Raw genomic sequence first — 7517 nt, 5'->3', positions numbered from 1 at the left:
CGCAACCTGACCAACCAACGCCGCCGCGTACGGTTGGCCTGCACACATCAAACGATCAACCCAGCGGCATGAGGGTGAGCTTCCCCCTCAAAGTCGAAGAGCCCGGTTGTCATCGGCGGCGGCCTGGCTGATCCAGTTCTGCAGGCATGATCGGCTGACGCCCAGGTCCTTGGCGAGTTGGGCGAGCGGTTTGTCACCTTGGCGCGCGAGCTCGACCGCGCGGCGCCGGAACTCTGGCGAATGAGGTGAGGGCATGGAGGACATCCTTCCTGATGATCAGGGGTGACCTCAGGGCAAGTGTCCGGAGAACGGGGGGAATCTCAGCCGACAACTCAGACCGGCGTGTGACTCTCCGAGTGCTTCCACTGCCGCCATGTGCTCCATATTCTCACACACGAGAGCTTTATCGACGAGGCGCTTCTAAGGTAAGTTATGGTGAAGGCGTTTTCTGTCGATCTAGCTTACTTCATTGCCCAAAAAAGGATGTCATCCTCTGTCATTTTGGCAGGAAGATGATACGGAGAATTAGATAATGGCTTCTCTGCGGCCAAAGTAAAACGAGTCTCCTCTTCTATTATTTCGACACAAAGGTCAACGCATTCGTTACAGATGTGCGAATCCCTTTCTTTCTCCTCTATTACTTTAAGTACCTTCTTCTGAGTTTTTCCGCAAAAATCGCAGAGGCGTATCGATCCCCGGGAAGTATTACGTGTCGTCATCCTCTAGGCCCTCTACGTCCTCCGGGGTTTCTAGGTCCTTTAGGTGCTCTGGGGTTTCTAGGTGCTCCAGATCCTCTAGGTCCTTTCTGGCGCGAATGGTGTGAGCATGATCGTCTCCTAAAATTCTAGCTCTTTCTGCAACCACATATTCCAATATAGCTCTAGCCTCTTTGTGTTGTCCCGATATGGTTAGGTTGCGTGCGAGAATGTGACACGTATTAATTGTTGACAAATTTGAGGAGCCTAGAGTTCGCATGCGATCTATCATCAGAGGCCGCAGGAGTGAAATTGCATCGCGACGAAACCCGGCTTCTCCCATATTAATGGCTAGGAACTGAAGGGTCTGGAGATGTTCTTCTGAGTGCAAGGCCCATGTAGATTGCGTGTTGAGAAGACTTTGGATTTCCTTCGCAGCTTCTAGAGGCGCCCCGATGGCACCTATTGCATGGGCAAGTAGGCGCCTTGAAAGAAGAGTGTCCGGATGATTTTCGCCGAGTATGGCTACTTGCTCCTCAACCACTTCTTCGAGCATTCTGAACGCTCCCCGCCAATCCTGTTGCTCAGCCCGATCCGCCGCTGCTCGGTACCTGTTACGGAGCTGCTTTGCACTCGACCGCACAATTGCTCGATTGCGTGCAAGGCCAAGCAGTTCTATAGTCTGAGTCCCTCTTTTCTGGGGCTCAGAAAGGCCATCTGCTCTCATTTTAGAGCGCAAGTGTTGATAGATGCTATCAATAGTGAGCAGCCGCGGTCCTCTCGGAATTCCGTGGCGTAGCAAGTCAAGCATGCGTCCGGTAAATGAAGTATGTTCTTCATTTGGCAGAACAAGAGAAACTTGATCCCGGTGGGCGGAGGTTAGCACATATGTCCCATCAATCTCTATTTGGCCCGCCACTTCTGCCACGGGATCAGCCATCGTATCCGATAAGACGCGACCGGAAAAGCAGCAATCCAATATGATGACTTTGTTCGAGGCAGTGCTGTTGAGCACCACGCTTCGCAGCTTATCGAATTCAAGTGAGCTAAAAGCAGGCTCTTGCCACTCACTGTCCGGCAAGGCCAAATACAAATCATGCCTACGACCACCGATCAGTCCGTGTCCGGCATAATAGACAAGGAGAAGGTCTTCAGCCTCCATGGCTGCTTCACGGAGTTGGCGTCCGATATGTCGCAAGTCACCCTGATTGATAAGCGCCGTGCAATATTCGGGTGGGACTATTCCGAACGTCGGGTCTGTAAGCGCAGTAGCTAGATCGCGGACAGATTTTTCAACGGATGGAATATCGCTGAGATTGTAATCGGCATAGATGCTTGCGCCCATGAGAACGACACGCGAGCGCCTAGGATCCGGCAAACGCATGGCATCACTCCGGCTTCTCGGATAGCTTTCTGAGAAGCTCCTGGACTCTTTCGTCCGTCATGTTTTGAGCGTCGACCTCAATCTCTACACCGTCATCTCTTCGGGCCCGGATTTTTATGTTTGACCTTCTTGGTTGAGCAAGCCAGGTCTGAACCGATGTGGCGAGAACAGAAAGAAATCCGCCTGATCCGGCCGCCACCAGAATAAACTCTGCCATTCCCCCCATCTCTCCAGGCTTTGGCGGCGCTTCCTTCCAACTAACTCGACCACGAAGTTCCTTCTCGGCTTGGAGCCAGTCGAAGAGAGACTCAAGATCGGTTCTGTTGTGCCCCGGAGACAACGAAAGCGCAATGTCCATGCATCCTCCACTGGCTCTTAGTCCGTACAGTTCCCCTCAATCGAGAGCTAACCAGACAAGAGCACACTTATCGATCGATGTCGGTAGCTTTATCAAACTGATAGCGAGTGAGTCTTGATGGCTGTAGGTGTGTGCCATCCTAGCGCCAGCAAGAGGGGTCGTCGGCGACCGGATCTGAACTCCGCGACCAATATCGGGCGCATCGAGGGCGTCACCTAAAGATCAGGTCAATCGGCAAGCGCTGACCCTAGATGTACTGATCGAAGCGGGCAGAATCCGAACTGCTAATGCGCTAGTCCGTATGATGGACCGCACGGATACCGCTGTCACGATCGCCCATCCGGGGCCAGGCGCCGTACGTGGCTGGGGCGATCGACGGGACAGGGTTCGTTCCTCACCCTGTCCCACCGGGCAGGGTGGTTGAGGCCAGAAGAGAATCCGGGCAAGTCAGGGGCTGACAAGATCCGGAATATATCCGGAAGGGCCTCGCACGAGAAGCATCAGACGCGCTATCTTCGCAGCTCAAACAGCATGCCAGGCTACGAGTGGCGACGCCCTGTAAAACCGTCGGCTCAGCCTACGCAAGTTCGAACCTTGCACCTGCCACCAGCAGTTAGCGCAGCTCAGAGGCCCTACGGGGCCTCTTCTGCTTTTCTGGGGTGTGCAGCCAGATGCCGCTCTGAGCGGCCGTTTGTCGCTGGTCACGGGATATACGCGGGATGGATCACGAGGCGTTTCCCCAGGTAGACGGCCATGATCCGGAAGATGTGCGGGATGACGCGGCCCCGCAACGCTGAAAGGCCCCGGGGAAGCCGGAGCCCTTCGAGGAGTGCTGCTCGTGATCTCATGCGGTGAGTACGTCCGCGATCCGCTGGTTGACGATGTCCTCCTGGCCGTCGATGCACTTGGCATAGACACGCAGCAGGACGTCCACCCCGTGGCCAGCACGGGCCGCCACTTCCGGAGCCGGTACGCCGCCGTTAAGCCAGAGCGAGACGGCCGCGTGCCGGAGGTCGTACGGCCGCCGCGCGAGCGGTGAGGCGACCTGGGCGGGTGTGAGGGCCAACGTACGGGCTTCCTGCCAGAGCCGAGCAGACCAGGGCCGTGGGGTCAAGGTCGTTCGTCCGGTGGGGCGCTCCACCTTGACCCCATGGCCCTGGCCCGCTTCCCCTTCGGGCGGGTCGACGGCAGACGGGATGATCAGGTGGGGGAGGTGCGCGCCGTGGCGCGAGTGCCCGCATGCTGCCGGTTGAGCTGCTCTCGTAGTTCCACGTGAGCGGCATAGGTGGTTATGGTGCCAGGGTGGACATTGCTAAGGCGAGTGCTGATGAGTGGCGCAAGCATGTCCGCGTCCGCGGTTCGGTGGAGCAGGACCGTGAAGCCCTGGCCCGATTGATCGAGTACGACGGCGATCCGTTCGAGATCGAGCTCTACGAGCATGCTTCAGATCCACGAGTCCGATTGATTGACCGGGCAGTCCGATCGCGCGTTGGCCAGTACAGCCGGCATCTCCGACGCCTTGAGGAGCGGGCGAAGCGAACGCGTGACGCCGGAGCATGATCCGGGATATACGCGGGATGGATCGGCGTTGCAGGGCCGAGGCGCAATACGGAGGCGCAGGCCAAGCAGCTAGTTGCATCGAGATCGACGATCCCCTGTAAAACCGTCGGCTCAGCCTACGCAAGTTCGAACCTTGCACCTGCCACCAGCAGTAACAGCAGGTCAGAGGCCCTTCGGGGCCTCTTCTGCGTTTCAAGGGGTGTGCAGGAGGGGTGCTGGGTGTTCGACGGTGGTCTCGCCTCGCCGGGCGCAGCCACCGTGGCGCTCCGGCTCGCTCGCCTGCTCCGCGCCCTCATGGCGGAGGACGGTGAGGTGAGCGGGCTGCTGGCGCTGATGCTCCTCACCGAGGCGCGCCGGGCCGTTACCAGATCCTCGCGGCGATCAACGCCGTGCACACCTTTGCCCGCCACGTACGCGAGACCGACTGCCGGCGGGGCCGCGGCCGGGAGTCACGAGCGGCGTACGACAGGGCCGTCGAGCTGGCGGGAAACACCGCCGGGGTCGGGAGCTTGCTCACCTGCGGCGGCGATTCCCTGGGACTGGAGCCGACGTGCGGACACGGTGTCGCGTGCGGCCGAAGCGACGTTCGCACCCGCCTCGGCGACCCTGGGAGTGATGGCGTCGAGCAGGCCGGGGAAAGCCTGGTCCATCTCGGTGCGGCGCAGCGCGTTCATGCGCGAGGTGCCCACATAGTGCTGCCGGATCAGGCCGGCCTCGCGCAGCACCTTGAAGTGGTGGGTGGCGGTGGACTTGCTGACGGCGATGTCGAAGGCGCCGCAGGCGATGTCCTCGCCCGCCGCGTCGAGCTGCGTGACGATGCTCCGGCGGACGGGGTCGACGAGCGCCTCCAGCACCCGTTGCAGGTCGAACTGCTCCTTCTCCGGGTGGGGCGGTGTGCGTTCCATGACCCTATAGTACGATAACCATCAAAGTTCGATGATAGTCGTACTTCCGTGTGGTGTCGTATGCGGCAGGAGGGGATTCCCGTGGCCAGGACCGTGCTGTTCCACCAGCTCGGTGGACCCGAGGTGATGAGACTGGAGGACCAGGACCCGGGGGAGCCCGGACCAGGCGAGGCGCGCATCCGGGTGGAGGCGATCGGCGTCAACAGGGCCGAGGCCCTGTTCAGGAGCGGCCACTACATCGAGCCGGTCAAGCGGCTGCCCGCCAGGCTCGGCTCCGAGGCCGCCGGCACCATCGAGGCGCTCGGCCCGGGGGTGACCGGCTTCGAACGAGGACAGCCGGTCAGCGTCGTGCCGAACTTCTCCCAGAACGACTACGGCGTCTACGCCGAGCGGGCCGTCGTGCCGGCCACCGCGCTGCTGCCCCGCCCCGAGCAGGTGGACGCCGTCTCCGGCGCCGCCGTCTGGATGCCCTACCTGACCGCCTACGGCGCGATGGTGGAGATCGGCCGCATGCGGGCGGGGGACGTGGCGGTGGTGAACGCGGCTTCCAGCAGCGTCGGCCTGGCCGCGATCCACACCGCCGACCGCCTGGGCGCCGTCCCGGTGGCGGTCACCCGCACCCGCGCCAAGGCCCGCCAGTTGACCGGCCAGGGCGCGGCGGAGGTCATCGTCTCCGACGAGGAGAACGTGACCGAACGCGTGCTTGAGCTGACCGGCGGCCAGGGCGCCCGATTCGTCTTCGACGCCGTGGCCGGTCCGGGCGTGGTCGAGTTGGCCCGGGCGGTGGCGGCGGACGGGACGCTGTTCCTGTGGGGTGCGCTCAGCGGGCAGCCGACCCCGTATCCCGGTTTCGACCTGGGCATGCCCGCCCTGAACATGCGCACGTACACGATGCTGGAGATCGCCAGGGACCCGCTGCGGCTGCGCCGCGCCGCCGCGTTCGTCGCCTCAGGGCTGCGGGGCGGCGCGTTCCGGCCGGTGGTGGATCGCCTTTTCCCGCTGGAGGAGATCGTGCAGGCGCATCGGCACATGGAGTCCAACACCCAGTTCGGCAAGATCGTGGTCACGGTGAACCACTGACACATCCGGACCTGGGAAACGACAACTCCGCTCCTCCCCGCAAAGGGAGACGCCATGATCCAGATCAGATCCCGCTGACTCGCTTGCGAGTGACCCGGACGTACTGCTGTTCACGGGGAAGAAACGTCGTACGGGTTGCCGGGCGTCAGGGCGTCCGCGAGTGCGTTGAGCAGCTCCACGTCCGCGGTGCGGTAGTTGGCCCGGCCGACACCGAGCTGAGCGGGGTCGCCGACGTTGAACGCGGCTCGCGCGGGACGGGAGCCCACATGAAAGAACTCGTGCCGGAGCCGTGGACCAGCACGAACGTAGGCGACGACGAGCTGTTGAAGGTGGATCGACTGCCAGCCATCACGCCCGAGGCCGCGATGGAGGTGCTCGAACCGGTGATCGCCCTCCTGCAGGACCTCCCAAAGCAGGACCGGCGAGCCTTCGCCGCTTCGACCGCGTTCACGACCAGGCCCTTGCCAAGTTCTCCTGAGGCCCTTGTCCTACCCGGGCAGGTGGCAGCCGGTCCGGCCGCCGATCGCTGATCAGGAACAGGTGATCGGGATCGACCTCGAGCCCATGATGACCGCCTCCGCCAAGGGCCGTGGAACCATTGAAGAGACTCCACCCGCCAAGCATTACCCGCCGACGTGAGGTGACGAGCCACTAGGTGGGAGGTGATGGCCGTGTCACCAATGCGATAGACAGTCGACCAGGTCGATGCCCGTCACCAAGGGAGGATCTGGTGCGAATCTTGTTGGGCTGCTTAGTCGTGGTCGTGATAGCGCCGTTGGTCGGGCTGTTCCTGCTGTTCATGATGCCGATGTGGCGTGACGATGCCCGGCTCGACGATTTTCACGAGAGAGTGGTCGCCCGTCCGCTGCCACCCGAGACGCGCAGCCGGGATGACAGCGTCGCCACTTTTGGCAAGAACTCGAGCGGGAACGGCGATTACTGCGAGTACCGGGTTCGATTGAAGCTGCGCACCGGCTTGTCGCCTGTAGAGCTCTATGCGTACTACGACAAGGCCGCGATTGCGGGAGTGGACGTCGGGATGGCGCAGGTGTCTGTGGACGTGGATGACGCCGGAGACGGGGGAGCCGTCATCGTGGAGTTCCGCGACATCAGCTCCAGCGATTGGGACATCCGCTGCGCATAGACGGCAGCCTGATCACGTGATGGGGTATGCGTCTTCCAGTTCGTGCCGGTCGGGGTCCACCGCCCGGTGAGATCCGTACCTCTGGAGAGATCCACTGGCAGCCAGAGCGACACCAACTCGGTCGGTCGCCATCGCGCACGATGAGCCGTCGGCGAACGAACATCTTGCTCTTGGGCTGCACGTCGAGCAGCACGCCAACGCGGTTCGGGGCGGTCACGACGCCATTTCGACAACCTCTCCGGTGGTGTCGGTCTCCGGCCTGATCAGGTAGGCCTGTCCAGGCCGCTTCTGCTCAACGGAGGCCATGGCCGGACGGCCACGCACGAAGCACCCCTTGCCCTGCTGGGACTCGATCCAGCCTGTTCCCGCAGCACACGCATAGCGGCGACCA

11 protein-coding genes and 1 pseudogene are annotated in these 7517 nt (G+C 61.8%); 5 read left to right on the top strand and 7 right to left on the bottom strand.

Going from position 1 to position 7517, the window contains the following annotated elements; translation table 11 throughout:
* Positions 1-87 precede the first annotated feature (87 nt).
* From IEY82_RS40335 to IEY82_RS14165, 5 genes are all read right to left on the bottom strand, one after another.
* Positions 88-255, bottom strand: a complete 168-nt coding sequence (locus IEY82_RS40335) for a transposase (protein WP_194518792.1) — start codon at positions 253-255, stop codon at positions 88-90.
* 206 nt (positions 256-461) lie between these two features.
* Positions 462-719 carry a ClpX C4-type zinc finger protein gene (locus IEY82_RS40330; RefSeq protein ID WP_189124545.1) on the bottom strand — a complete coding sequence of 86 codons (258 nt, stop codon included), beginning with the start codon at positions 717-719 and terminating at the stop codon, positions 462-464.
* A complete protein-coding gene (locus IEY82_RS14175; RefSeq protein WP_189124544.1) occupies positions 706-2079 on the bottom strand; it encodes a caspase family protein in 1374 nt (457 codons plus the stop codon). The genes IEY82_RS40330 and IEY82_RS14175 overlap by 14 nt, the downstream gene beginning before the upstream one ends.
* A gap of 4 nt (positions 2080-2083) precedes the next feature.
* Entirely contained in the window at positions 2084-2437 is a 354-nt protein-coding gene (locus IEY82_RS14170) for an effector-associated constant component EACC1 (protein ID WP_189124543.1), read from the bottom strand.
* Between the two features lie 844 nt (positions 2438-3281).
* Positions 3282-3503 carry a site-specific integrase gene (locus IEY82_RS14165; RefSeq protein ID WP_308015983.1) on the bottom strand — a complete coding sequence of 74 codons (222 nt, stop codon included), beginning with the start codon at positions 3501-3503 and terminating at the stop codon, positions 3282-3284.
* Between the two features lie 236 nt (positions 3504-3739).
* On the opposite strand from IEY82_RS14165, the gene IEY82_RS14160 reads away from it, so the two are divergent.
* Positions 3740-3997, top strand: a complete 258-nt coding sequence (locus IEY82_RS14160; protein WP_189124541.1) for a hypothetical protein — start codon at positions 3740-3742, stop codon at positions 3995-3997.
* Between the two features lie 201 nt (positions 3998-4198).
* Positions 4199-4348, top strand: a pseudogene (locus IEY82_RS40325) (DUF6596 domain-containing protein); the annotation flags it as partial.
* Between the two features lie 98 nt (positions 4349-4446).
* On the opposite strand, the gene IEY82_RS40150 reads toward IEY82_RS40325, so the two are convergent.
* A complete protein-coding gene (locus IEY82_RS40150) occupies positions 4447-4902 on the bottom strand; it encodes an ArsR/SmtB family transcription factor (RefSeq protein WP_308015982.1) in 456 nt (151 codons plus the stop codon).
* A gap of 81 nt (positions 4903-4983) precedes the next feature.
* Here IEY82_RS40150 and IEY82_RS14150 point away from each other — a divergent pair, with 81 nt between their 5' ends.
* Complete coding sequence (locus tag IEY82_RS14150) at positions 4984-5982, top strand: zinc-dependent alcohol dehydrogenase family protein (RefSeq protein WP_189124540.1); 999 nt, start codon at positions 4984-4986, stop codon at positions 5980-5982.
* A gap of 110 nt (positions 5983-6092) precedes the next feature.
* Here the strand turns inward: IEY82_RS14150 and IEY82_RS14145 are convergent, their stop codons facing one another.
* Positions 6093-6248 carry a hypothetical protein gene (locus tag IEY82_RS14145; RefSeq protein WP_189124575.1) on the bottom strand — a complete coding sequence of 52 codons (156 nt, stop codon included), beginning with the start codon at positions 6246-6248 and terminating at the stop codon, positions 6093-6095.
* On the opposite strand from IEY82_RS14145, the gene IEY82_RS14140 reads away from it, so the two are divergent.
* Together IEY82_RS14140 and IEY82_RS14135 are read left to right on the top strand one after the other, a co-directional pair.
* Positions 6249-6512, top strand: coding sequence for a hypothetical protein (locus tag IEY82_RS14140; RefSeq protein WP_189124539.1), 264 nt, complete (start codon positions 6249-6251; stop codon positions 6510-6512). It begins immediately after the preceding gene.
* A gap of 200 nt (positions 6513-6712) precedes the next feature.
* Entirely contained in the window at positions 6713-7126 is a 414-nt protein-coding gene (locus IEY82_RS14135) for a hypothetical protein (protein ID WP_189124538.1), read from the top strand.
* The last annotated feature ends 391 nt before the right edge of the window (positions 7127-7517 follow it).

The sequence above is a fragment of the Nonomuraea cavernae genome (genome assembly GCF_014646355.1).
Lineage (GTDB): Bacteria > Actinomycetota > Actinomycetes > Streptosporangiales > Streptosporangiaceae > Nonomuraea > Nonomuraea cavernae.
This window is presented reverse-complemented; position numbering and strand designations above follow the sequence as displayed.

Bases quoted from the DNA above. Each gene is read 5' to 3' on its own strand.
- IEY82_RS40335 (WP_194518792.1), bottom strand. From the start codon at position 255: ATGCCCTCACCTCATTCGCCAGAGTTCCGGCGCCGCGCGGTCGAGCTC.
- IEY82_RS40330 (WP_189124545.1), bottom strand. From the start codon at position 719: ATGACGACACGTAATACTTCCCGGGGATCGATACGCCTCTGCGATTTT.
- IEY82_RS14175 (WP_189124544.1), bottom strand. From the start codon at position 2,079: ATGCGTTTGCCGGATCCTAGGCGCTCGCGTGTCGTTCTCATGGGCGCA.
- IEY82_RS14170 (WP_189124543.1), bottom strand. From the start codon at position 2,437: ATGGACATTGCGCTTTCGTTGTCTCCGGGGCACAACAGAACCGATCTT.
- IEY82_RS40150 (WP_308015982.1), bottom strand. From the start codon at position 4,902: ATGGAACGCACACCGCCCCACCCGGAGAAGGAGCAGTTCGACCTGCAA.
- IEY82_RS14140 (WP_189124539.1), top strand. From the start codon at position 6,249: ATGAAAGAACTCGTGCCGGAGCCGTGGACCAGCACGAACGTAGGCGAC.